The following is a 25519-nucleotide window of genomic DNA, read 5'->3' on the forward strand; positions in this document are numbered from 1 at the left end:
TTTAAAGGTCCGTATATTTTCAGTGAGTTGTGCAACAAACTCATTCGCTGGTCATTCGGAACGTTCCATACTTTTATTATTATGCATCTTCGATTTTTTCGAAAAATCCGGTCGAAGCCCCGGCCACGAACAAAAAGGAGACCGAATGAGGAAGCAAGGCTTAAACGGAACTCGAATTGGATCATGCCTTGCGGTGGCCGCTGTGTCTGCCGCATTAATTGGTAATCCGCTTATGGGCGGCGCTCAGATCGCTTTTGCTGAGGGCAACCAAGATGCTGCTGGCACCACTCCAGCTGCTCCTGCCGTAACTCCGGCTGCACCGGGTGCTCAAGCACCTGCGGTGACTGCAGAGACTACTCCGGCACCAAGCCCGGCAGCTCCCACACCGAGCACGCCTGCTGAGCAAACGCCTGCCGCTCCGGCCGCAGACCCCAAGACTCCCGCTGCTCCTACAGACCAGCCCAAGACTTCCAAGAGCCTTGACGACCTCAAGAAAGAGGCTGCAGATGCCCAGAAGGAAGTAGAGCGCACGAAGACCGCTCATGCCGATGCTGAGGCCGCAGTTGCAAAGGCTCAAGAATCTCATAAGGCTGCCGATGCTGCTCACGTCAAGGCAAACGACGCCTTAAAAGAGGCTCAGAACGCCGCCGTCTAACTGCAGCAGTTGATAACGCCGAGGCAGATGCCAAGACCAAGACTGATGCCGAGAAGGCTGCCAAGGCTGAGCTTGATGAGAAGACCGCTGCTCGTGATACCGCTTCACAAAAGCTTGAGGAGGCAAAGCAGGCTCTCCAGGAGGCTCAAACAACTCAGACCGCTGCTGCTGAGGCTGCCAAGGAAGCAACTCAAGACACGATTGACCAGGCTAAGAATGAGGTCAATGACGCCCTCGATAATCTCAAGACTGCCAAGGCTGAGCTTGACGAAGCAAAGTGCTTGGCTGGTGAGAAGCTCATTGAGGTAAATGATCTCAATACTGCCCATGAGGCAGCTGCCTCGGACTATGCCAACGCTGAGAAGGAAACAGCTGCTGCTACCAAGAAAGCAGCTGATGCTCAGCAAGGACTAAACCAGGCACAAGAGCGTCTGCGGGGCACTGATCGCAACAACCACGATGCATATCAAGCTGCTACTGATGCCTTTAACCAGGCAAAAGCCAAGAAGGAAGCTGCTGCGCGCGAGGCTATCAATGCACAGAAAAAGAAAACCGAGAAGAAGAAGGTTCTCGATAATGCAGCGCACGCCCTCGACGCTAAAAAGGCTGAGCTTCGCCCTCTGCAGCATACTGTCCAGACCGCTACCATCAAACATTCAAATGCCAACCAAACAGTTAATTCAGCTAACGCTCATCTAACCACCCTTAAACAAAAGGCTCAAGCCTTAACTGATGCGAATGCCAATCTAACAGCCGCTCAACAGACTCAGCAGACCGCTCAGGATAAGGTAACTGAGACCGCCGCTGCCCGCACTGCCGCTGAGACAGCGTACAACGACACCAAGGCACCGGCTGCAGCTGCTCTTGCCACCGCTGAAAAAGACCTCAAGGATCGCAAAGCGATACGAGATGATGCCGACTGCGCATACAAATGCGCTAGCAACGTGTATTCTGTCCTAAAAAGAGCTGAATCATGGTTCCTTGAAAAAGACGAGGAGACTCGGCCTCCTGCGCCTGTTCCTGAGGAACCAACTGATCCGGATCCAATGCCAAATCCTAGAGATGAGGAACCCGAGGATCCAGGTGTTCCGGATCCCAGGGAGGAGGAGCCGGACGATCCAGATCCCACTCCTGGTCCTTCGCGCGATCAGCCAGGAACTTCACCGGAGCCGACACCAAACCATGACGAGACCAACTCCGATACTCCAACAGTTGATCCTAAGGATTCCACGAACCCTACTGAGCAGACCCAACCCCTGAGGAGCTTGACGCTCTCAAGAAGAAGGCTGTTGAGGAAGAAGCTGCGCGGAAAGAGGCTGAGCGAAAGGCAGCAGAGGAAGCTGCTAAGAAGAAGGCTGCTGAAGAGGCCGCTCGCAAGGCCGCTGAAAAGGCCGCTCAGGAGGCAGCCGAAAAGGCTCAGCAAGAGGAGCTTCTTCGCCAGCAGCAACTCCGTGAGCAAGAACAGCAGCAAAAGGAGACCCAAGAGAACCAAGCAGATCAGAACACCAAGGCCGGTAAGAAGAACAAGAAGTCAGACAAAGCTCTGCCTCAGATCTCTGATGCTTCTGCCGTAGTCTCTGCTGCCCTCGCTACCTCGGGTATCTTTACGACTTGCGCCACAGCAATTGCGCGTCGTCGCTTCCGCACCAACGCGTAAGCTATAGCCCACACAGATCTGGCAGCTCTCCTACCAGATCAACAAACAAAACGGCTCCGCATGCTTCATAACAAGCGAAGCCGTTTTCTGTTACGTAGACCTACCGATATACGCCTCTCCTATGGCCAATATCAACTACCAGCACCACCAGTACGTCATCGTCGATGAGACAAAGGATTCGATAATCTCCTACTCGATAGCGCCATAATCCTGCTACATTTCCTACCAGCGCTTTGCCGGTACTCCTGGGGTCTTCAAGCAAAGAAATTTCACGCAGTTTTGCGATAATCCTCCGAGCAGTTTGCTTATCTATCTTTTTCAGCATTCGCTGAACGCGCTTGTCGAGCTCAATCCTCCAAGCCAAGGCTTTCCTCCAACTCGTCAAGGCTTACCGTCTCAAGAGTTCCAGCACGGTACTCTTCAACAGCTTTTAGAATCTGATACTCGTACTCAAGCCGATCGATTGAGCTGGCGAGCGCTTCAGTCATGTAATACGTTTTAGTACGGCCGGTAGCCTGTGCTAAGCGGTCATAGCGGGAAGCCAGATCTTCTGGAAGTCGTAACGCTGCAGTCTTTGTTGCCATATTCATCCTTCTTCTGCCTATCAGCTGTATTACACGTAATACATGTTAACACTTCTCCACGAGGCTTCATGCCCTACAAGGGATTACCTCTCAGAGCGATCCATAGCCTGAGTGTCACTTTCTGCCCAGCAAACTACCGCTCCCAGCAGAGCGTCCGTCCAGCACCCCCGTTGCGCTATAATCGCAGTTAGCGTGCGTCATACACCAGACGCTCTGAACCATAGATACGGGAATTGCGCTCAAGGCTTGCCGTGCCGTTGGCAGCGATCCCGGGAAGAGGGGGCTCATGTTTAAGATCCTGAGAAAGACGCAGTTCTCGGAGAAGGTCTTCGAGTTCCGCGTCCACGCACCACGGATGGCTCGGGCAGCCCACGCCGGTCAGTTCCTTATGGTGCGTGTTGATGAAACGGGCGAGCGTGTCCCGTTTACCTTTGCAAATTGGAATGCAGAAGAGGGTTGGGTTGAGTTCATCTTTATGGTGATCGGTAAAACCACCCGCTGCTTATCCAAGCTTGAAGAGGGCGACTTTATTCGCGATGTAACCGGTCCTTTGGGAAAGCCCACCGAGATTGAAGGTGACCGCGTAGCGGTCGTTGGCGGCGGCGTTGGCTTAGCTATAGCCTATCCCGTAGCACGCACCGCCTGTGAACAGGGTAAAGAGGTAAGCGTCATCATGGGCGCGCGCTCAAAAGACCTCATGATCCTCTTTGAGCAGTTTGCTGCTTTACCGCTCAAGAATCTCTATGTCACCACCGACGATGGCTCTATGGGAGAAAAGGGCGTCGTTACCCTGCCGCTCGGCCGTCTCTGTGATAACGAAGAGATTGATTCCGCCTTTGTGGTGGGGCCGGTTCCGATGATGAAGTTCTCAACGCTCACCTGCCGCGAGCACAATATTCCCATCGTTGCCAGCTTGAACCCCATCATGGTAGATGGCACGGGCATGTGCGGGTGCTGCCGCGTTGAAGTTGGAGGCGAGACGCAGTTTGCCTGCGTTGATGGCCCTGACTTTGACGCAACCCTCGTTGACTGGGATGACCTGGCACGCCGTCAGGCAACCTACACCCGCGAGGAAGCAGATTCACTCAGCCGCTATGAGGAGGCGTGCGCATGTCACAGGTAACCAGATACCGCCCAAGCCGCGGGCCACGCATTGCGGCAAACGAAGAGCCTGCTGCCGAGCGTGCTCGCGATTTTCGTCCCGTAGACACAGGCTTTACCAAAGAAGACGCTGTGGCTGAGGCTAACCGCTGCCTCGACTGCAAGCGTCCATTTTGCACTGAGGGCTGCCCGGTGGGCATTCAGATCCCCCGGTTTATTGAGGCAATCCGCGACCAAGACTGGGCTCGCGGCTTGGCCATCATCAAAGAAGACAGCCTCCTGCCTTCTGTTTGCGGACGCGTATGCCCGCAGGAGAATCAGTGCGAAGGTAAGTGCATTTTGGGTCGCAAGGGCGAGCCGGTGGCTATTGGCCAGCTCGAGCGCATGCTGGGCGACATGGCCGACGAGGTCGGACAAGAGCCTGAGCACCAGCCTTCAAATGGCCGCAAAGTTGCCGTGATTGGCTCTGGCCCGAGTGGCATTGCATGTGCAGGCGAACTCGTTCGTGCAGGCTTTGAAGTCACGGTGTTTGAGGCCTTCTTTACCGGCGGCGGCGTGCTCACCTATGGTATTCCTGAGTTCCGTCTGCCGAAAGACATCGTAAAGCGCGAAATTGAGGGCTTGGAGCAGCTCGGCGTAACCTTTGAGTACAACTCCGTTGCTGGTCGCCTCTTTACGGCAGAGCAGCTTTTTGAGGAAGATGGCTTTGACGCCCTCTATCTCGCAGTCGGTGCAGGACTTCCCCGCTTCTTACACATTGATGGCGAGAATCTGCCGGGTGTGTATTGCGCAAATGAGTACCTGACGCGCACGAATCTTATGCATTCCTATCAGTTCCCTCTCTATGACACGCCTATTCGCCATGGTCGCAACGTTGTGGTCTTTGGCGGCGGCAATGTTGCTATGGATGCTGCACGCACAGCCCTTCGCCTTGGTGCCGAAAGCGTGACCTTGGCATACCGCCGTACTGAAGCAGAGATGCCCGCGCGTTTGGCTGAGGTGCACCACGCCAAGGAAGAAGGCGTCCACATTCTTGAGCTGGTCAACCCGCTTGAGTTCACCGCAGACGAAGATGGCTTTGTGGCCTCAGTCACCTTAGAGCGCATGGAGCTTGGTGAGCCTGACGCTTCTGGACGTCGCCGTCCGATTCCCGTGCCAGATTCTTCCTTTGAGATTCCTTGTGATGTAGCAATTACCGCTATTGGCACGCGCGCGAATCCGTTCGCCACCCTCTTGGCTGATATTGACACCAATCGCTGGGGTCTCATTGAAGCCGATGAGGACGGGCGCACCTCTGATCCGCGCATTTGGGCTGGAGGAGACATCGTAACTGGTGCTGCCACGGTTATTTTGGCCATGGGTGCCGGTAAGCGCGCTGCTCGCTCTATTGCTCGTGAGCTTTTGGGAGACTCGGCAGCTGCAAACCCTGCTGCTGAGACCGAGGAGACCGAAGCCACAGACAAGGCTGGCGAGTAGAAGCGAGCTTTCTGCTGTAGCCAATCGTGCAGGCGGCAGAACATGTGAGAAAGACTGCAAGGCTGCAACGACGCATGCTCGGCACTCAGCTGTTCGCTCGCTGCAGAGAAGGCTCAGGAGTAGCACGGGGGTTTACGCCCGCTCTGATGCAGACGCATAAACAAACGGGTCGCAGCTCAAGGTTGCGACCCGTTTTGCTATCTCACGTTGCGCGGGCTACTTCCGCGCTCTTATCTGCTGAGGTGAGCTGAGGCGGTAGCTCGCGCCCGATAGTTCGCGCCTACTTATGCCTTCGTTCGGCGACGGCTCCGATACACTCCAGCCGCTCCTGCTCCGAGTCCTACAAGCGCAACGCTTGCGGTGCTCAGCACGACTGCGTCTCCAGTCTGAGGCAAGCGCTTCGCCTGCTTCTTCTTACGCAGAGCTTCCTTTGAACCTGTCGGCACGCGTCCTTTGCCGGTTTTCGAATCGCCTGGCTGCTGAGAGTCTGGCTTCCGTCCATTTTTCTGTTGGTCGCCAGCTTGCGGGTCGTTCTTACGCTCGCTATCCGATACCTGACTATCCTTTTTCTGCTTCTGCTTATCAGATTGGCTTGTATCAGGCTGCTGCTCTGATGGGCCGAATATCGCATCCAAAATGCGCTCAATGATCCCCTTATCAGCAGGAGGCGTCGGCTTATCCCCGGGTGCCGGTGCTGGTGCAGCCGGCTCTTTGTACTGAACGCTGATCGACCGAACAACGGTACCGCTACCATCTGACCACGTTACCTGTACCTGTGCCGCTCCATTCTTCTCTGGCACAGAGCCTACCAGCTCAACTGTATATGCTGAAGCGGGAGCCAACTCACTGGTGCCCTTCAGAACCACGCGCACATGAGACATAATCTGCTCAGCAGTTGGCACCTCACCAGCTGGCTGCACAAGAGATGCATCGGCAACTACGTCATAGAGCTCGCTGAAAGGCTTTGCCTTCACATGAATCGCTACCGGGATGTCCTTCTTGCTACCATCTTGAAAGACGACGCGCAGCGTACCCTCATAATCACCCGGGTTTGAAAGATCCACTGCTGCATAATCAGTTACGTCGTGCAGCTCTGCTCCTGCTGGCAAGCTCTTTAAATCAAGATTATCGAGCAAATTGGCTGGGCTTCCCTCAACGAGCTCTTCAGGAGCTGCCGTGAAGCTATATACGTCAGCATCGGTAAGTGACGTATCAAAGTTCAGCTGAGCAAGGAGTGGATTCACATAGCCCACGCCGCTCATGCCTTGGCGATCTCCAATATTGAAGTCCGGGCGGGTGTCCATAGCAGGCTCGTAGTAGCTTTGCGATCCATGGCCATGGGCGCTTGATCCAACGCTCACTGCTCCGTCAAACCAACCAACAGGACGGATGACGTTGTCGTTATCCACCTTATAGTGAACCGCCTTGCCCTCTTGTGTGAGGCGATCACCCGCGTCGGCAAGGCGGCGCATGGTGTATGAAAAGAAGCTCCGAATAATGCGCGGTGCATTAAAGGTATAAGACTTCACCATCCATGGATAGCCTTTTCCGCTCGCATAGATAAGCGCGCGCTGTGCTAGATAGCCACCAAGGGAGTGTCCAGTTACGGTTAGATTGGTTGCGAGTCCACGGGCGTGAATTGAATCCAGCACACTCTCTTGGCTCGTCGCTTGTCCTGGATTGAAGCCAAGGGCAAGTTTCGCGTCATCATCGTAGTCAGACGAGCTGTCCGTTCCGCGAATCGCGAGCATCTGGGTTGTACCTTGCTCAAGATACGGAAAGCGACTCGCGGTTTTTAGTAGGTGTGCATCATAGCCATTGTCGAGATGAAACGACTCAACAACCGTCCAAAACGGAGCCAGTTCCCGATGAATCAAATCATACGTATGATTGCCACCATGAGTGTCAATTGATTCAGCACCCTCGGTGAGGAGGTTTGCCGCCTCAGCATCTCCGGTATAGGCAAGCTCCATCATCAGCGCTGCATCGCGTGCGCTCACATTCCAACGAAGCGGCTGATCATCAGCGCCGTCTGGCAGGCCATCTCCGTCGGAATCCTTAATGCGAGGATGACTATGGTAGCCATAGTAGGTGCGCCCACCCTTTGTATAGGTATAGACCTCCTCGGCATTCGTCTTGCCATCCCCATCATCATCCGCACCCGGATCAAGAGCAGCTTGTCCATAGAGCAAAGAATCGACGTGGGAGTTTTCTAGGCGGATCTTTCCCTCTGCGATGAGGCGGACGGTTTCTGCCGTGAGCGGCACAGGCGCGGAATCTGCTGGTACAGCGGCTGGCGATACTGCCTCGGCAGCAGTGGCATCTCCAGGTGCTGCGGCACCGGGATCTGTGGCGGCAGCTTGCGCGTCTTTTGGATCTGCCGCTGTTGAGCTCGCACCTGCAGCGTTTGCGCGTAAGCCTGCCGTGCCAGAAGGAGCTAGGATGCCAGTATCTGCAACAGCTGAGCCTGTAGCCTCGTTCTCCGATGCCGCAGGTGCCGGACGCGCCGCCTGAGATGAGTCTGCTGTGGAGTCCGCGCTTTCGGGAGCAGACGCCGCTGCAGGCAAGACGGCAGACACCTCAGCGGTGCCTGCAGCTTGGTCGCCCTCTGTTCCTGATGCAGATGTACTATGAAGCGCAACTGCTACCGGGGCGCTCGCTTTGCCTGAAAGCTCAGCAGCATATGCTCCTGTTACGGGAGCAAAAAGCGAACTCGCCAGCAGCGTTGTCAACACAGCAGCCTTTGTTAGCAAAGTAAACGATGCTGTAATCTTTCTTCCGACGCGCTGAGGTCCCAAGATGGAAGCTGGATAGCTTGATACCACTGAAGCTGGACGAATGCCAGGCGCAGTGCCCACGCGAGCATCCTGAGCTCGTTTGCCTGCTGTACCCTCTTTGAACTGCAGGTTTTCAGACCCTGCTTGAACTGGGACATCCTGAGCTGCTTGCACGCTGCACGCCTCCGACTGGCAGTTGCTTGCAGCATGAACGACAGGCGTTTTTTTAAGGCTCACGCACTTCTCCTCCGCCATAGGCAACATACTCCGTTTTGCTAGAGTAGATAATATGACAGAGTTCTATTTATGTCTATTAATGTAGTGAAGGGGTTGCTTATCACCAGGCACTGCGCGTTATCAGTGCTTATGCCTGACAGCGGCGGCACATCACCTCTACCATACCTTCAGGTGTAGTTTGCTCAAGAATCTCTCGTGAGGCAGCTTCATCCATAAACATGCCCATTAACGCCTGCAAGACCGCTACCTGCTCATCGGCGTGAGCAAGCAGGCCAAGGTTCACAATCAACTCTGCCGAGACATCATCACCCATATGCGCCATAGCTTCAAACGTAATGGGATGTTGAGGCTTTATGACTGCAATATACGGTTTTTGCAGATGCTCTGGGTCAGTATGCGGAATCGCCACGCTCATTGCCTGACACGCAAGACCGGTCGGATACTCGCGCTCGCGCTGAACAATCGCATCAAGCCAGGTATCTTTGATATAGCCACGAGTGCTGAGCTCAACTGCTAACTTCTGGAAAAACTCCGCCCGATCCTTCGCCTCAAAATCAAAAAAGACAAGCTCTGGTTTGAACAGATCAATATCTACTGCGCTCATCGGTGAGCCCCTTTCGCGTATCGTCTAAGCGTCTCTCGCATTAGCTTACTGAGCAGGTTGGCTCACTACCATCCGCCCGACCAGCAAACGTGGTAATGACCTTTTCTGCATCTACAAGCAAACGCTCGTAGGCTACCCTCGTGAGATCATGCCAATACACCACACGCTCAGATCCAGCTTGGCGCACCAGTTCTGCAGCGGCTTCTCCAGCAAACTTAGCGCCGTAGGTGTAATAGTTAATCTTTCGAATACCCGCAGCAATCGCCTTTTGATAATCAGCATCAGAAACGCCAGAACCACCGTGCATAACCAGCGGAACGCCCGCGTGAGCACGAACCTGCTCAAGCACCTCAAATGACAAATGAGGCTCTCCTTTATACAGCCCATGCACCGTGCCAAACGAGCATGCAAGGATATCCAGACCAGTATCTGCTACAAACTGAGCTGCCTGCGCAGGATCAGTGTACACAGCAGCTTGCTGCGGGGCAGTCTGCTCACCCTCAACCACATCACCCTCGCGCGAACCCATGCTTCCCAGCTCACACTCAAGCCCGCAGTCAAAAGGCGCACACATAGCCGCAGCACGAGCGGAATTTGCAACGTTCTCTTCATAGGGCAGCATGGAGCCATCGTACATGGCTCCGGTAAAGCCCATCTCAAGCGCACGACGCATATAGGAGAGGTGCTCACAGTGATCAAGATGAACACAGATCTGCGCTTCAGATCGCGCAGCCAACGCAATCATGGCAGGGCCCATCACATCAAGTGGAACAATGTTTTCGTGCACCTCAGCATGTTGCAAAATAACCGGGAGTCCTGTCTTTTCTGCGGCATCAATCGCCGCTCGAGCAGCCTCAAGACTCGGCACGTTGAATGCAGCAATTGCAATTTGTGCCTGTTCGGCTATCGCACAGATATCACGTAAATTAATCAGCATGAAAACCCCTTTCAACCGTAGATTCTCTCTTGCTTCTTACTATCAACTCACAAATTAAGCCTGCACTCTTACACTGCGTTCTTACTGAGTAGCCTCAGGTGTTTGACCATATCTATGAAATACCGCAACCGCTTCTTTTATCTGTGCCTCGGTCATCGTGGCCATGGGGCGTCCCGTAGACATAGCAACTGCCACCGTTTTTGCAGCCTCTTCCAGATAAATACATGAGTAGAGAGCCTGCTTCAGATCACGACCAACCGCTATAACACCGTGGTGCTTCAAGACAACCGCCAGCCGATCACCAAGTGACCGCACTGCCTCTACACCCATAGACAAGCTGCCCGGATCCCCATATGCCGCCACTGCCACTGGCCCTTCGGTAGCATTCGCCATCGTTGACAAGTTGCAGGGAATTTCATCCATGACAAGACCTAAGCCAGTAGCATACGGCTGGTGTGTATGGATAATTGCATGCACCTCGGGCTTATGCTGAAAAATATAGAGGAGCGCCTCGGTATCCACGGACACCTTCCGCTTACCCTCAACAACCGTGCCCGCCGAATCAACCACCAACACATCCTCGGGCACCATGTCGTCATAGATCATTCCAGAAGGAGTGACAAGAATTTCATCTTGAGACATCCTCCAACTTACATTGCCACCAGAGAGCGCAATGAGGCCATATCGATCGAGTTTCTTCGCTGCCTCAAGTACCATCTCTTTTTCTTTTTCAAACATTCTTGCTCCTTTTTGAATGAGAACGAGACGCAGCATGAGCGCGCACATAAGCCCAGAAATGCTCCAGTACTTTTATATATGAGGCTGTGCTTTTGCTGTCTGAGCTTGTGTATCCTTGGCCTTCGCTTTAGGATTCGTCCGCTTCTGCACGCTGCTCGTTCTTCGCGCGTATGCCTTGAGCGTATTGGGATGCATCTTATATTCCAGATCGCATATTTTTTGGAAGAGCTCTCGTCCCTCTGTCATCACACGCGTCTGCAACCAGTATCTTCCCCGCAGCATGCCGCCGCCGTTGATGCGTATATACATCTTTCCCGCACTGGGAAACTCACGCACACGAAAACTCTGAATCTGTGCCAACTCCCAGTGATCAGTTCTTCCCCAGGCAGAAAACTCAATTGCTTCCTCATCAAGTGCAACAGTCTGAGGGTTCGAAATTGCAATAAAGGTATTCCACAGCTGATAGACGGCCGGCACCATAAGGACAAGCATGATTCCTGGATAGAATCCTCGATACGCCAAGATGGGGGCAACAACGACTACCGCACCAGATAACAGGCCTGTGAGCAGTACTTCGATTACAAAATACCTTCTTATATAGCTATAACGTTTCATGCTTCTCCCCGTAGCTCGGCGCAACGTTTAGATGAAGCGTCGCGCCGAAGCCAACACGTATACGTGAAATCTGCCGAGCCGATCGGGTTTATAGAGATGAACGAGCCTTCATCGCGCTGTCTCACGCTTCAGCTGCGTGCATCTCACGTGCTTCCTTGAGAATACGACCACGATTCCACACGGCCAGCGCGATCGTGAGAACGCCGACAACAGCTGCGCCTACATAGCCAAACCAGCCGTTCATGCGTGTAATAATCCAGGTCAGCGGATTCGCTCCATCGCAGATGGAAGAGATCATCGTGTCCGCAGCTCCCGTAGCTCCCGCAATATCAAACCCAACATTGTTTGCTGCCTGCGTAATAAGCGGAGCCAAATCGGTTGCAATATACAGTCCAATAGTAAGTACAACAATTCCGATAATAATGCCTCTGAAGCCATTGTTATTCACAATGGGGGTAATCAAAACAAACATCCAAGGCACGACTGCCAAATCTGCGAAAGGCAAAACCTTATTCCCCGGAAGCAACACGGCGAGAACGATCATGAGAGGAACCAAAATGTATGCGATCGTGAGCGTGGTGGGATGACCAACACCAACTGCAGAATCGAGACCGATATAAATCTTTCCACGATTCTTAAAGCGCTCCTGCACAAAGCTCGACGCAGAATCACTAATAGGGATTAAGCCCTCCATGAGCAAGGCAGCCATCTTGGGGATGAGCACCAATACGGCACCGAGCGATACACCCGTGGTAAGTACCTTAATAATCGATTCTTGCACCATAGCGGAATCCCAATATGCCAAACCGCCAATCGTGAGACCAATAACCGAACCAATGATCATCGGCTCACCGAAGATACCAAACTTCTGCTGCATCTCATCGATGTTGATATCGATATCGCGAACGCCAGGAATACGATCAAAGATGGCATTAAAAAGCATAGCAATGGGCGCATATGCCGTGGTAAATCCATGAGGCAGAGAAACACCAGGCATGCCGAGCGACTTCTCTACCTGCGGTGCCGTATAGTCTCCGAGCACCATGATGATGATCATATTCAGAACTGCAGCGATAATACCTAAAGCCAGGTTGTCGGTAACGATCGCAACTAGGGCACCGGTAAAAGCAAAGTGCCAATAGTCCCAAATGTCTACATCAACCGTTTGTGTCGTATTGGTCAGCAGCATCACGATATTCACGATGAGACCAAGTGGAATGATGATCGTTCCCACAACTGATCCCATAGCAATTGCTGCTGCAGCTGGCCAGCCTACGTCAATGACTGAGAGATTGAAGCCGAACCGCTCAATCATCTCTTGCACTGCTGGTGCCAAGGTAGTACCCAGCAGGCTATTGATAACGAGGTTCAGGCCAATAAAACCAATACCAACGGTGAGACCGGCGCGCAGGCTCTTTCCAAAACCAGCGCCGAGCACACATCCAAGAATGGTAATGACGATGGGCATAACCACTGATACACCCAAAGAACTAATGAATGAAAAGAAACCTAATACTGCATCCATTTCAGCGACCCCTTGTCTTGTCTGGAGGAGCCATATCGAAGCCAATCGTCAGACACCCAATTATCTGAAAGGCTCCCTCAGTACCGTGATGCCAGTGCCGTATGTATAGCTAGGCGAAACCCTATCCCGCTCAGCTACACATCACATGAAGCGGACAATCCTTGTTTTTAATACCTGTTTTGAATACTGGATGATCGCGTTCCTGCTTGGACTCAGCTGCCGTTCCATGCAAGAACAAAGTTTGTGAGTACCGAACAGCTCCTAGGTTAGCTGATCGACTGCTCATTGATAGACTTACTGCATCGTGCGTGCACACACGACTGCAGAGCGCTTTCAATAGCCGATGAGATACACGAGTGATCGCTCAGCTACTCGTTCATGAGACGAACAATTTCTTGTTCGGCAGCATCAACGCCAACGCCTGTTAGATAAGGAATTCCATTCACATAGGGACATTTTAGCCCGGCCGGTGCCATGGTAGTGGCGATTAAGAAATCATAGTTTGCCGACTTAGCCGGAGCCTCGGAGACCTTGCATTGAGTAATCTCAAATTGACCTGCAAAGCCTTTGCTGTTAAGCATTTCTTCAACTTTTTTATTTACCGCCGTCGATGTACAGATTCCCGAACCACAGGCCAACAATATCTTCTTCATCGTGCTCCTCCTTAGTATTGAGTACTACTCCCCTATCACGCAGACCTTGGCGCGGCGCGTTCTGGGACGCGTGCGATCAAAATCTACGAAGAAGATGCTTGCAAGACCGTTCATTTCTAGCTTGCCATCTGCAACTTCAAAGGTTTGGCTGCTTCCAATAAGCGTTGAGCGCAAATGCGCATCTCCGTTCCAGAGCATGGTGCGATCAAGATTTGGTAGCCACGACTCTGGATCAGGCCAGGATTCAACCTCTTCAAAATGTTGCACACCTGGGTAGCGGTAGGTGTTCCAGTCATGTTGTTCGGGGAAGATCCGGTTCAGGCCTTCACTTAAGTCTGCCTGCAAAAAGGTGTCTCCCGAAGGCGTGTGATCGTGGTCAAATTCCTCTGAGAATACAGCGCAGGTTGTATGACATGAAATGACCGTCACGATGCCCTCTTGCACACCCGATGCAGCTACAACCTCTGCTACCTCGTCTGTAATGTCTACATACGTGGGCTTCCCGGCTTCTGTCTCCATACTGATAACGTCTTTGTACACAGCCATGTTTATGCCTCCTGACAAAAATCCGTACGCGCGCGATCAAGCGCTGCGAACATCTCATCAAGGGCAGCAAAGGGATCTGGGGCAGCCACGATTCCCGATGTGCCACCGGTACCATCGGCACCAAACTTGATGGCGTTATACACATCTTCACCTGACGAGATGCCCGCCGCTTGCAAGACCTGTGTCGTAGGCGAGATGGCTTTGACTGCCTTGGTAGAGCTTCGCATATAGGCCTCATCTGCTGTCGTGCCGGTTCCAATCAAACCAGTCAGTTCACAGACCATGACATCAGGTTTAAGCCCTGCGATCCATCTACCCTCTTCAACAGAATCAGCGCAAACAACTGTAAGAATGCCAACCTCGTTTGCGCGCTCAATAACCGCTGCCAGCTCATGCACGCCGGAAGGGTTTTCTGCATGATTTAAAAAGGTAGCGCGCACTCCTGCCTCTGCCAGTGCCTCGGGCAAAACATGTCCCATGCCACGTCCTGGCTTTAAACTCTCCATGAACTGTGCGCAGGGGATGAGATGCGGACATGCATCAATCACACGCGGCAAATCGATGAGCTGAGCGGTAAACAAAACGTCAAAATCATAGGCTGCCGCGAGCTCATCCGCCTTGCGCGCAAGACGCAGGAGCTCCTCTCCATACAGGTATGACTTTGGGTTTACAACAAAAAACGGGGCTCTGAGCTTTGCCTTTTCCATGACACCGACCTTCCCTCTTGATTCGGATCGATCTTCAGCGGCGACATCCAACGGAATACAAGTTGTATATTTTCTTCTATACAACTAATTGTCTACACCATACTGAACAACTTTAGCCGTATCAAGAGGATCAGCGCGAGCGGTATGAGTTTGTCGCTGAGCGGTATTTGAGCAAAAAAGACTGAGTTGGGCTGCATTGGATCACCGATAACCGGGGCATTTGTTTCAGGAATGCGCAGTGAGAGAGCCGCTACCAGGATCACCCGATAGGCACGCGTACAGAAATTGGACTCGGAGGCTCTGCATACAGGGTCACTGTCAATATCCTCCGGGACGCAAGCGCCTCTGTGTTCTGAGATGCTTAATCGAGCTGTATTAGTCGGGCTGTACCGCAGTGCCTACAACCGATTGGCCAGGCGTAAACCAAGTGCTGCACCACTCAATGGGTGTTCCATCTTCAAGAGAAATAACCTGCTCCAGCATGAGCAAGGCCGCTGACTCATCACAGTCTAATAACTCTCCATGCTCACTGCCTGCAACACGAGCGGTATAGCGCATATCAGAGGTTTTAATTTTTCTTTTTGAGCATTGCTGCACAGCATTAAAGAGAGACTCCTGGGTGTAATCAATATCTTGCAAGCCAGCACACTCGCGGAGATTCAGCCAGCTCTCTTGGCAGATAATTGGGATATTATCCACGCTTCTGACGCGCCGCATAAACATGACCGTGCAACCAATCGGCACCTTAAGAGCGCTCGCAACATCGTCTGATGCAGGACCTATCCATTGATCAACTACGCGCGTTGTGAAGTCTTTTCCTTGTGCCTTTAAAGAATCTGCAAACGAGAGCGGTCTGCCGCCAACGGGGTGAGCAATGCCGGGTTCAGAAACATAGGTTCCGCTCCCTCGTACTTGATGCAGCATCCCTTCATCAACCAGCAATTTGAGTGCTTTTCGCACGGTGCCTCGCGCCACCTCAAACATCGACATGAGTGCATGCTCAGAAGGGATCCGATCCCCCGCTCGCCACTCTTTTGCATAAACCTTTTCTCGAATAAAGTCTGCAAGCTGGAGATAAAGGAGCTTTTCCGTATCTCGATCACCTTGAGCTTGCTGTGCGCACCCGTTGCAATTCGCCGCTAGTTTTTTCTGCATCTCGAGGCTCGTATCTCTTCTATGTATCTCTTCAATTGTTGAAACGGTCAAATCTGAGCGGACGTGAGCACGCCATCAGAAATGAGACCATCCATGTATATATCAAAGCTGTTTGAGTATACGTGTGTACAACTTAATGCACAAGTTTAGGGCATCGAGAAAGTGTCTGCGGTGGTGTAAGCCGCATGGGAGTGGGGCAGAGATATTGAGCGCGCTCTCGCAAACAGCATATTGAAGCCCAGCAGCATGTAAGGATCAGCACTCATTGGTGGACATACCTTCACCAAGTCGATACCTTAGATAAGTTAAGACAGTCTCTTACCTTGCGTCGCAGCTACATACTGTATATGTAGGCATTCGATAAACCTCGAAACACCTCTCTCAATGAGTTCATCTATAGTATACGATCAGGCCAACAGCGATAAGACGTTACACGAGCACTCTACTATGACTTGCTATGGAGAAAGACATGGGTTCGAATTGGATTGTTTGTTCTACGGCAGTAACCTTCGGGCGTGGATCAAGCGAACCAATTGAGCGTCTTAAAGCGGCCGGATGCGAGGTACGGCTCAATCCGTTTGGAAGGCCTCTCACAAAATCTGAAATGCTTGATTTTGCGGGAGATGCTGACGCTATTATCCTAGGTAACGATGATCTGACAACGAGCGTCATTCGCCGACTTAAAAGACTGAAGATTATTGCTCGTTACGGAGTCGGCTTCGATGGGGTGGACGTCGCTGAAGCCCGCGCGCTTGGTATTGAAGTGACCTATGCCCCCGCTTCAAACCGAGAAGAAACGGCGGATTTCACCTTCGGACTCATTCTCGACCTAGAGCGTCACATTTCGCAGATGGTGATCGATACCCGCTCAGGTGGATGGACTAAACTGACCGGCAGAAGCCTGTATGGCAAGACGATCGGCATCATCGGTGTTGGACAGATCGGATGCGCCGTTGCCCGAAGGGCAATGGGTTTTGGTATGGACATTCTCGGCTACGATATCGTACATCGTAACGAGGCTACTGTTTATGGGGTTGTTTACACTACCCTGAATGATCTGTTAAGAAGAGCTGACATCATTACGATCCACCTACCATTGGACGAAACGACGAAAAATCTAATAGGTGCACGTGAACTTAGGCTTGTTAAATCTGGAGCCATTCTTGTCAATACTGCACGCGCAGGCATTGTTCGTCACGGCGCTCTCGACAACGCTCTCCAATCTGGACGGTTATCAGGCTTTGCTATCGACGTCTTTTCTACAGAGCCGCCTGAACACCAACCCTATTATGAATATGATAATGTGCTCGTAACCCCACATGTAGCAGGCAATACCTATGAAAGTAGCCGGCGCATGGGAAATATTGTTGTCGATAATATTCTTGCAGTAATGTCGGGGGTCGACCCGCCTGATCCCATCACACCCCAGCACTTATACGAATCTATGTTGCTAACCGGTCAACCCGTTAACGACAAGTGATCATCCTGTACTGTCCTCTAAGCAACCAACTAGGAGTCAAGCATACGCAGCCGCGTTTGAACCTCGCTTGCTATAGAGCTGACACGGGGGATCTCAGTACAAGACGAATGCGCCCTGTAGCTATTGAGATCCTGATACCGCCATATGCAAACTTCGTTGCGTAGTAGAGCAAAAGATCTGTCACTGTAATACGGTTGATCATGCCTACGAATATACAAAAATAAAGATTTTTATTCATAGACTAAAAACGAGGTATCCTTTATTTAATATATTAGTATGTAGAAATAGTGTGTTGATCAATATTATATTAACTACTATATACATACTCTAAATACTATTACCAGTTGTTTCTAATATTTAATACTAAACTACTAAGAAATAATTCAATAGTAAAAAGCTAGTCTTAGTTATGTTCATAATGTGACTTATTTTTATTAGAATAAGAAATGATTCAAACCAAGAATTGATGGTAGGCCGAGTAGGAGGACAGAAGTGATAGATCCAAGCCTTACTGAATTTCCTAAAATTACAGTAATCCTCCGTGGATACGAATATAACCAGGTTCGCTGCGTCGTTAAGAGCATGGTTGGCAGCAAGCTCGGCGCTGTCGAAGTCGCAATGAACACGCCTGACGCAGGCCAAATTATCAAGAAGATCACCGAAGAGTTTGGTGATGCTATTTTAGTCGGTGCAGGAACAGTAACATCTGTAGATCGTGCAAACGAAGCAGTCAAAGCCGGTGCCAAGTTCGCTCTTTCTCCAATCTGTTTTACAAATGAAATTTTTCAAATCTGCAAAGTGAATGGTCTCTTGACCGTTCCTTCCGCCTTTACTCCATCTGAAGCATGGCACATGTTTGAAATGGGAGCTGACATCTTGAAGATATTCCCAGCAGGCACCCTCGGGCCAAAGTACATCAGGGATATTCAAGCACCGCTCAATCCAATGCCAATCATGGTTGTTGGAGGTGTCAATGGAGACAACTGTCAGCAGTTCTTCGATGAGGGAGCTTTGTATGCAGGCATAGGCTCCGGCATTTTCGACCCTATACATATTGTTGGAATGGATGTTGAAAGACTCAAAGAAGATATCGAAATTTTTGAGCAGAAGATCCGTTGGTAGACGATAGAAAGGATAGGCTCAAATGTCTCTTAAGCTGCCTCTAGAAGATGTGCTTCTTAATGTAAAAGCAGAGAGTTATGAGGAGGCGCTACGTATCGCCTCTAGCCACCTTTTCAAAGCAGGAAAAGTAAAGCAATCCTACGCAGAGAGCTTACTAATGCGTGAGCGAGAGTATCCGACAGGACTGAAAATGGGCAATTTCAATGTTGCAATTCCCCATACCGATTATCTACACGCAAATACTACCCAGATTCTGGTAATGACCCTTAATCCGCAAGTTAGCTGGCACAACATGGCGGATGCGGAAGAGGCAATCCCTGTACGTCTCGTAGTTTTATCCGTATTTGATAAACCTGAATATCAATTGGAAGCTCTTCAGAAAATCATAGGCACTCTGCAGAATCAGACCCTCGTCAAGCAAATCATTTCCGCCAGTAACGCTCAACAGGTAATTGAGTTTTTCAATTAGGAAGGATGCCATTATGGAGAAAAAAACGGTCATCGTATGTTGCGCCTCATCAATGATCACATCAACTATGGCGGTGTCCAAAGTTAAGGAGATAGCAGACTCATGCGGCCTGCCAGAACCTCATATCATTCAATGTAAGTTCTCAGAGGTTCAAGGAAATCTTGCATCGAACGATGTCGATTTTATTGTTTCAACCGGCAAGCTAAAAGGAGTCGAAACAGGCAACGTACCTGTAATTAAGGGTACGGCCTTTGTTACCGGTGTCGGAGAGGAAGAAGTAGTAAGAGAAATCGAAGCTCAGTTTGAATCATAGCCCCAGGCTGCAACTAAGGAGGTACCGACAATGGACTTTGCTGTAATTGGTCTTCAAACAATCGCCTCAGTGGGCCCTATGGTCATGATGCCGATTATCATTCTGGTTCTCGGACTCATCTTCCGAGTAAAGATAAATGTCCTCTTGAAATCGGCTCTTTTGGTCGGAATCGGCTTCGCCGGAGTCAACATGGTGATCAACTGGTTCGTAACTCAAGTTGCGGACTCTGTAACCAACATGGTTATGAACTGGGGAATTCAGACTTCGATCATGGATGTAGGTTGGCCGGCTAGGGCAGCTGCGACCTGGGCATTTCCTCTCGCTGCGATTGTAGTCTTTGTCGTGCTCGGAGTTAACGCTCTTATGCTAGTGACCAAATCAACAAAGACGGTCATGGTCGACTTCTGGTCCTACAATCACTTTATTTTTACCGGTGCACTCGTTTGGTACGCGACAAACGGTAATCCATGGCTATCGATCATTGCATCAGCTATTGATTTCATCATTACAATAAAAATTGCTGACTGGACAACGCCTGTAGTGGAAGATTATTTCGAGCTCGAAGGGGTCAACTTCCCGACATCGAATTCTGTAATCTGGGCACCACTCGCTTTTGCTCTTAATAAAGTTTGGGATTTAATTCCCGGCATCAATAAGATTGATCTCAATCCTAGAGGTGTTCAAAAAAGATTTGGCTTTGTTGGCGAACCTATGTTCATGGGTTTTATCATCGGTGGCGCTATCGGACTCCTCGCAAGAGACTCAATCGATAAGATTCTCGTCGTTGCTATGAGTACATCCGCAACAATGATCCTCACTCCTAAAATGATGCAGATTCTTATGGAAGGTCTGCTCCCCTTCGCCAACGCAATTAAATCTATCCTTCAGAGACGTTTTCCCGGAGCCAGCTTTGTTATGGGAATCGATGCGGCTCTTACCGTCGCCAACGAATCGGCAATTACGGTTGGAATCATTATGGTTCCTATCACATTGATCCTAGCAGCAGTACTGCCAGGAAATAAGCTGCTACCTATCGCTGATATTGCTTATCAGGCTATGTGGCTAGCAGCGTGGCCTGTTGCATTCGGCAAAGGAAATATTTTCCGCGGGATACTCTCCACAACCATTATCACTTGCATAGTCCTCTGGATCGCGACGGCACTTGCTCCCGTTCATACAGAACTGGCAATTGCTGGCGGCTTTAACCTTCCTGATGGCATGCAGTTTATCTCGACAGAAGATGCGGGTGAGCACCTTATTGGCTACCTCCAACAGCTGATTGCAGGGTTCTTCGTCTAGATAATCACGCGATCCTATGAGGGGTGAGGTATGAAACCTTACCCCTCTTCTCTAATAGGAAGGACTATACGATGAAAATCACCGGAGTGAATGTTTTTGAAGTCAAGCCACGTTGGATTTTCTGCAAGGTTGAAACTGATGAAGGAATAAGCGGATGGGGAGAGCTGGTTTCTGGAACCAAGACACGAGCAGTTGTCGAGGGAGCGAAAGAGCTATCTCAGCGAATACTCGGTCGTAATCCCTTTGAAATTGAACGCATTTGGCAAGAGCTTCACCGATCTTTTTTTCGCGGGGGACCAATTAACGGAACAATTGTATCTGGACTCGAGATGGCTCTGTGGGATATCAAAGGCAAAGCTTTCGGCGTCCCGGTCTGGGAATTGCTTGGCGGTAAGGCTCGTGATCGCGTTCGCGTGTATTCGTGGATAGGCGGAGATCGACCGTCAGATGTTGCTGACGGTGCAATGGATAGGCTACAAAAGGGCTTTCGTGCGGTGAAAATGAACGCATCAGAAGAGCTACATTATGTTGATACGTATGATAAGGTCAAGCAGGTGGTTGATAGGGTCTCCTCCATCCGAGAAGCCTGTGGTAGCGACATTGAGATTGGCATCGACTTTCATGGACGCGTACACAAGCCTATGGCGAAAGTGCTTGCGCATGCCCTTGTTCCTTATCATCCTATGTTTATCGAAGAGCCCGTGCTCCCGGAGAACTGGGAATCGTTCGATCACATTGCACGCGAAGTGCCCATTCCTATTGCCACAGGGGAACGTCTCTACTCACGGTGGGATTTTAAGCATCTTTTTACTCAAGGATCCATAGATATCATCCAGCCTGATGTTTCTCTGTGTGGCGGAATACTTGAAATGCGGAAAATTCTTGCTATGGCAGAAGCATTTGATATTGCAGCGGCACCTCACGCTCCTTACGGCCCGATCGCGCTTGCCGCAACGCTGCAGGTGGATGCATGCTCTCCTAATGTTTTTATACAGGAGCAGAGTTTCGGCATTCATTACAATCAAGGATTTGATCTTCTCGATTTCGTGGAAAACAAAGAGATATTCCAGTATTCAGATGGCTATGTTGCCGTACCTACAGAGCCGGGATTGGGTCTCCACGTTGACGAAGAAAAGGTTAGAGCAGTCTCCGCTGAGAATCTCGTTTGGACGAATCCAAGCTGGAAGAATTATGATGGCACCATTGCGGAATGGTAGGGACAATGATCAATACTGTGCTTGGTGAAAGATCATCGAGCAATTTAGGAGTGACGTATATCCACGAACATCTGCACGTCGCCCCTGATGAGCTTGAACGATACTATGACTATACCCTGGATGTGCCCTCGAAAAGCGTCGATGAGGTGAAGCTTTTCAAGGATGCGGGAGGGTGCACAATCGTGGATCTGACACCTCTGTCCTACGGCAGGAACACAGAGGCTCTTCGCTGGATTTCTCAACAAACTGGCGTCACCATTCTCTGCGTCACAGGGTTTCACAAAGATAAATGGCTTCCCCGCTGGTTTGATGATCTTTCAGACGAAGAAATCTTAAGTGAGCTCGCGCGAGAGGTTGAGACGGGAATTGGTTACTCAAAAGTAAAACCCGCCGCAATTAAAATAGGAACTTCACTTTCTAAGATTACATACCGAGAGAAACGAGCAATAAAACTAGCTGCATCTATTGCGGTGCGCTACCAACTCCCAATGATCACCCATTGCGATAAGGGCACAATGGGATTAGAGCAGATTGATTTACTAGATGCCCAGGATATGAACCTGGCTCACGTTTGCCTCTCCCACACAGATCTGACATTGGATCCCGTATATATGAAAAAGCTAATGAAACGAGGAGTATCACTTTCCTTTGATCACGTCGGTAGGGACTTGGTTCGATTTGATGAGGATCGGATACATATCCTCCGCGATTTCGTGGAGTCAGGCTTTGGTGGCCAGGTATGCCTTGCAGGAGATATGGGGAAGAAAAGCTATTTCAAATCGTACGGCGGGAAGCCAGGTCTTGACTATATTTTGACCGACTTCAAAGATCGCCTACTTAAGGAGATCAACGAAGACGATTACTGGAATATGCTTGTAGATAATCCTCATCGGGTACTCGATTGGTCATAAATCCGCAATGCATGCCGGTCGCTCGTGCAGAACCAAACAAAGCGACCACTCGTACCAGCACAGAGCTGCAGAGTGGTCGCAAAACACGCAGGGGAATTTCAAAGGCGCTACTCGGTCATAGCCTCAGATTCAGCAGCACTCACACTCGCCTCACCAGCCACCTCAGGCTCAGAAGCGCTGGAGCACGCCCCATTCAAAACGCCAGAGCCGTCAGCATCAGGCTTACCGCCAGTGCCCTCATTCGCAGAGGCAGTCTCCACAGCAGCCTGAGCATTCAAGGGAGCAAACCTCGAAACTCGTGCAGGCGCTTCAGATAAACCAAGGGCAGCAAGTTTTGAGCGGTACGCAGCAGCAATAACCTCTACGCAACCAGCACGACCCAACTTTGAGCGGTTTACCACTAAGTCTTTGCCGTCAGACAAGCGCCACTTACCCGCTGAGTACCTCTTATAAAATGCCTCACGAGCGCGCTGCATCCGGCGCACCAAACGCGTGGCCTTACGCTTAGAAAGACCACGCTTGTCTGCCACAATCTGTACTCGATCATCGAACGGCGCAGTGACCAAGACCGCAATATGATTGGGATTTTGACGCAGCAGATAGTCAGACAGCCGACCCTCAATAATGCAGCTCTCGCTCGCACCCAGATCAACGATCACCTCAGACATTGAGCTAAAAAGACGATCGGACAGGGTTCGAGTGTCCATACGATCAGGCAAGAAGGCCATAAAATCTGGTGCCATGCGCTCATCGTAATTTGCCAGCTCATCAATGGCCTCACCACTGCGCAGTGATGCACGGACGAGCAGCTCGTTATCGTAGAGCGGAATACCCAGCTCCTCTGAGAGCATCTTGCCAATCTCGTGACCCTCAGCGCCATAGTCGCGCGCAATCGTAATTACGACCGGCTGACCAGCACGCATCACATCGCCCTGAATGACCGGCTCCTCGATACCCCAACGGTCAGAGGTGACGCTTTTCTTGAACATAGCCATTGTTGTGCCTCCTCAGCTCCCCTTTGGGAAAGGCGATGTCTTACTCAATCTCACTCAAGTCGCGCGCGTGTAGTCTAACGCGACCACGCACTCAGCTAGGCAACCAAACACGTAACCGAACGGCTAGCCGAACACTCAACGGGACGCCCAGCCGAACACTCAACCAAACACGCTCTCACGCCCGAGTGAGCGCCCAGCCACGCACAGCGTACTTTGCAAGCTCAGCCTACCATACACCCACTCGCACGTAACCACCTTATGCAGCAACCTGACGACGCTGATAGGCGCGAACGATCAGCGAAATGCTGAAATTCAAAATAAAATACATGGCAAATACAAACCCATAGAGCGTCAGCACTCCGCCCAAATCAGAGGTCTGAGCCATGACCACGCGTGATGAGTACATAAACTCAGCAACGTTCACGCCAGCAAGATACGAGCTGTCTTTAATGACTGTGGTGCACTGCGAGAACAGCGCGGGAATGATCTTCTTAAACGTCTGCGGCAAAATCACGTAGCGCATGGCAGCAAAAAAGCCAAACCCTTGTGACTGAGTAGCCTCAAACTGGCTCTTGGGAACCGAGTTAAAACCACCACGGACAATCTCTGCCATAACTGCCGAGGTAAAGATCGTAAACGCCAGCACGGAAATAAAAAGATCGGAACCCTTTACCGTGAAGTAGATGAACAGGATCCACAAGAGGTTAGGTGTACAGCGGAATAGCTCGATATACATACTCGCCAGCCAAGAAAGCGGGCGAAGCTTTCCAGTGGCATACTGCTTCACCATAGCGAGCACGGTGCCTAAGATGAGCGAGCAGATGATTGCCAAGGCAGAGATCTGAACGGTCTTCAAAAAGCCGTTCATAATAAAGCTGACGTTGGCGGCGGTAAACATAGAGAAATCCATTGCTTACGCCTCCCTTCCGGCAGCTGCGACATCGGTAATGCCAGGAATCACCTTGGCCTTTGGGCGCTCCTTCGACCGGCGCTCAAGAAATTGCACGAGCATGGCCAACGGGAAGCAGATAATGAAGTAAATCAAACACGCCAAGAAATAGCCTTGGAGATAACCCCAGGTAGAAACAAAATTGTCTGCCGCATACATCAGGTCTCCGCCAGCAATCAGCGCGAGCACCGAGCTATTCTTAACAAGGTTCAGCGCCTGGTTGGTCATAGGCGGAAGAATGATCTTGAAGGTCTGTGGCAAAATCACGTAGCGATATGCTTGAATCCGGCTAAAGCCCTGCGACAGCGCGGCTTCCATCTGTCCGCGCGGAACCGACTCAATACCCGTTCGAATAACCTCGGAAATATAGGCTGCGTGGTAGAGCCCCACGCCTAAAAAACCAAGGGCAAATGAGCTGATACGCACCGGAGTCGGAGCACCAGTGATGACCTGCAAAATCTTAGGACCTGCCATATACATGAAAAAGACCTGCACCGGAAGCGGTGTGTTCTGATAAAACTCCACGTAGACACGGCTGATGCCACGCAAAATAGCAGAGCGGGTGGTTGAGAAAACGCCCAGCACGGTGCCAAGCACAATCGAAAGCACGAGCCCAGCGATGACCACCTGGAGCGTAAATGCAAAGCCTTCCCAGAAGGCCGGCATTTGAGCCAACGTGATCTCCCATCGCATGGGATCAAGAATTCCTTCGAACATAGTGTTCCCTTCCGAGCTTCGGGCAAGCCACCCGCCTCATCAGGCCTTACCATCACACAAACCGAGCAGATCTACCTGCA

26 protein-coding genes are annotated in these 25519 nt (G+C 51.0%); 11 read left to right on the plus strand and 15 right to left on the minus strand.

Annotated features, from left to right (window positions below):
* The first annotated feature begins 145 nt into the window (after positions 1-145).
* Positions 146-655: a hypothetical protein gene (locus K6V98_RS05160; RefSeq protein ID WP_222199458.1), complete on the plus strand. Its 510-nt coding sequence runs from the start codon at positions 146-148 to the stop codon at positions 653-655.
* 281 nt (positions 656-936) lie between these two features.
* Positions 937-2229 (plus strand): hypothetical protein, encoded by a 1293-nt coding sequence (locus tag K6V98_RS05165; RefSeq protein ID WP_222199459.1) that lies wholly within the window; start codon positions 937-939, stop codon positions 2227-2229.
* A gap of 183 nt (positions 2230-2412) precedes the next feature.
* Here K6V98_RS05165 and K6V98_RS05170 read toward each other — a convergent pair whose 3' ends face one another.
* Together K6V98_RS05170 and relB are read right to left on the minus strand one after the other, a co-directional pair.
* Positions 2413-2676 (minus strand): type II toxin-antitoxin system RelE family toxin, encoded by a 264-nt coding sequence (locus K6V98_RS05170; protein WP_222199460.1) that lies wholly within the window; start codon positions 2674-2676, stop codon positions 2413-2415.
* Complete coding sequence (relB, locus tag K6V98_RS05175) at positions 2660-2896, minus strand: type II toxin-antitoxin system RelB family antitoxin (protein ID WP_222199461.1); 237 nt, start codon at positions 2894-2896, stop codon at positions 2660-2662. Before relB ends, K6V98_RS05170 begins: the two co-directional genes overlap by 17 nt.
* A gap of 286 nt (positions 2897-3182) precedes the next feature.
* Here relB and K6V98_RS05180 point away from each other — a divergent pair, with 286 nt between their 5' ends.
* Positions 3183-4019 (plus strand): sulfide/dihydroorotate dehydrogenase-like FAD/NAD-binding protein, encoded by an 837-nt coding sequence (locus K6V98_RS05180; RefSeq protein WP_222199462.1) that lies wholly within the window; start codon positions 3183-3185, stop codon positions 4017-4019.
* Positions 4007-5473, plus strand: a complete 1467-nt coding sequence (gene gltA / locus K6V98_RS05185) for an NADPH-dependent glutamate synthase (RefSeq protein ID WP_222199463.1) — start codon at positions 4007-4009, stop codon at positions 5471-5473. Before K6V98_RS05180 ends, gltA begins: the two co-directional genes overlap by 13 nt.
* A 284-nt stretch (positions 5474-5757) precedes the next feature.
* Here gltA and K6V98_RS05190 read toward each other — a convergent pair whose 3' ends face one another.
* The 10 genes from K6V98_RS05190 to K6V98_RS05235 form a co-directional block, all read right to left on the minus strand.
* A complete protein-coding gene (locus K6V98_RS05190) occupies positions 5758-8487 on the minus strand; it encodes a Rib/alpha-like domain-containing protein (protein ID WP_222199464.1) in 2730 nt (909 codons plus the stop codon).
* A gap of 127 nt (positions 8488-8614) precedes the next feature.
* Positions 8615-9091 carry a PTS sugar transporter subunit IIA gene (locus K6V98_RS05195; RefSeq protein WP_222199465.1) on the minus strand — a complete coding sequence of 159 codons (477 nt, stop codon included), beginning with the start codon at positions 9089-9091 and terminating at the stop codon, positions 8615-8617.
* Between the two features lie 40 nt (positions 9092-9131).
* Positions 9132-10028 (minus strand): class II fructose-bisphosphate aldolase, encoded by an 897-nt coding sequence (locus K6V98_RS05200; protein WP_222199466.1) that lies wholly within the window; start codon positions 10026-10028, stop codon positions 9132-9134.
* Between the two features lie 81 nt (positions 10029-10109).
* The gene (locus K6V98_RS05205; RefSeq protein WP_222199467.1) at positions 10110-10766 is read right to left on the minus strand and encodes a class II aldolase/adducin family protein; all 657 of its coding nucleotides are present in this window, start codon (positions 10764-10766) and stop codon (positions 10110-10112) included.
* 72 nt (positions 10767-10838) lie between these two features.
* Positions 10839-11381, minus strand: a complete 543-nt coding sequence (locus K6V98_RS05210) for a hypothetical protein (RefSeq protein WP_222199468.1) — start codon at positions 11379-11381, stop codon at positions 10839-10841.
* A 121-nt stretch (positions 11382-11502) separates the two neighbouring features.
* Complete coding sequence (locus K6V98_RS05215; protein ID WP_222199469.1) at positions 11503-12906, minus strand: PTS galactitol transporter subunit IIC; 1404 nt, start codon at positions 12904-12906, stop codon at positions 11503-11505.
* A gap of 368 nt (positions 12907-13274) precedes the next feature.
* Positions 13275-13559, minus strand: coding sequence for a PTS sugar transporter subunit IIB (locus tag K6V98_RS05220; RefSeq protein WP_222199470.1), 285 nt, complete (start codon positions 13557-13559; stop codon positions 13275-13277).
* 24 nt (positions 13560-13583) lie between these two features.
* Positions 13584-14105, minus strand: a complete 522-nt coding sequence (locus K6V98_RS05225) for a YjbQ family protein (RefSeq protein WP_222199471.1) — start codon at positions 14103-14105, stop codon at positions 13584-13586.
* 2 nt (positions 14106-14107) lie between these two features.
* On the minus strand, positions 14108-14812 hold the full coding sequence (locus tag K6V98_RS05230) for a triose-phosphate isomerase (RefSeq protein WP_222199472.1): 705 nt from the start codon (positions 14810-14812) through the stop codon (positions 14108-14110).
* 375 nt (positions 14813-15187) lie between these two features.
* Entirely contained in the window at positions 15188-15967 is a 780-nt protein-coding gene (locus K6V98_RS05235) for a GntR family transcriptional regulator (protein WP_222199473.1), read from the minus strand.
* Between the two features lie 469 nt (positions 15968-16436).
* Between K6V98_RS05235 and K6V98_RS05240 the strand changes: the two genes are divergently transcribed.
* The 7 genes from K6V98_RS05240 to K6V98_RS05270 all read left to right on the plus strand — a co-directional run bounded on the left by K6V98_RS05240 (position 16437) and on the right by K6V98_RS05270 (position 22778).
* Positions 16437-17447: a phosphoglycerate dehydrogenase gene (locus K6V98_RS05240; protein WP_222199474.1), complete on the plus strand. Its 1011-nt coding sequence runs from the start codon at positions 16437-16439 to the stop codon at positions 17445-17447.
* Between the two features lie 492 nt (positions 17448-17939).
* A complete protein-coding gene (locus tag K6V98_RS05245) occupies positions 17940-18569 on the plus strand; it encodes a bifunctional 4-hydroxy-2-oxoglutarate aldolase/2-dehydro-3-deoxy-phosphogluconate aldolase (RefSeq protein WP_222199475.1) in 630 nt (209 codons plus the stop codon).
* A 22-nt stretch (positions 18570-18591) separates the two neighbouring features.
* A complete protein-coding gene (locus tag K6V98_RS05250; protein ID WP_222199476.1) occupies positions 18592-19038 on the plus strand; it encodes a PTS sugar transporter subunit IIA in 447 nt (148 codons plus the stop codon).
* 13 nt (positions 19039-19051) lie between these two features.
* The gene (locus tag K6V98_RS05255) at positions 19052-19351 is read left to right on the plus strand and encodes a PTS sugar transporter subunit IIB (RefSeq protein WP_222199477.1); all 300 of its coding nucleotides are present in this window, start codon (positions 19052-19054) and stop codon (positions 19349-19351) included.
* Positions 19352-19381: 30 nt separating this feature from the next.
* Positions 19382-20650: a PTS galactitol transporter subunit IIC gene (locus tag K6V98_RS05260; protein ID WP_222199478.1), complete on the plus strand. Its 1269-nt coding sequence runs from the start codon at positions 19382-19384 to the stop codon at positions 20648-20650.
* Positions 20651-20721: 71 nt separating this feature from the next.
* On the plus strand, positions 20722-21867 hold the full coding sequence (gene dgoD / locus K6V98_RS05265; RefSeq protein WP_222199479.1) for a galactonate dehydratase: 1146 nt from the start codon (positions 20722-20724) through the stop codon (positions 21865-21867).
* A 5-nt stretch (positions 21868-21872) separates the two neighbouring features.
* A complete protein-coding gene (locus tag K6V98_RS05270) occupies positions 21873-22778 on the plus strand; it encodes a phosphotriesterase family protein (RefSeq protein WP_222199480.1) in 906 nt (301 codons plus the stop codon).
* 107 nt (positions 22779-22885) lie between these two features.
* Here the strand turns inward: K6V98_RS05270 and K6V98_RS05275 are convergent, their stop codons facing one another.
* The 3 genes from K6V98_RS05275 to K6V98_RS05285 form a co-directional block, all read right to left on the minus strand.
* Positions 22886-23773 (minus strand): cytidylate kinase-like family protein, encoded by an 888-nt coding sequence (locus K6V98_RS05275; RefSeq protein WP_306792771.1) that lies wholly within the window; start codon positions 23771-23773, stop codon positions 22886-22888.
* Positions 23774-24029: 256 nt separating this feature from the next.
* Positions 24030-24683, minus strand: coding sequence for an amino acid ABC transporter permease (locus tag K6V98_RS05280; protein WP_222199481.1), 654 nt, complete (start codon positions 24681-24683; stop codon positions 24030-24032).
* Between the two features lie 3 nt (positions 24684-24686).
* Positions 24687-25439 carry an amino acid ABC transporter permease gene (locus K6V98_RS05285; protein ID WP_222199482.1) on the minus strand — a complete coding sequence of 251 codons (753 nt, stop codon included), beginning with the start codon at positions 25437-25439 and terminating at the stop codon, positions 24687-24689.
* Positions 25440-25519: the final 80 nt, after the last annotated feature.

Origin of the sequence: Collinsella ureilytica (genome assembly GCF_019795105.1) — a bacterium.
Lineage (GTDB): Bacteria > Actinomycetota > Coriobacteriia > Coriobacteriales > Coriobacteriaceae > Collinsella > Collinsella ureilytica.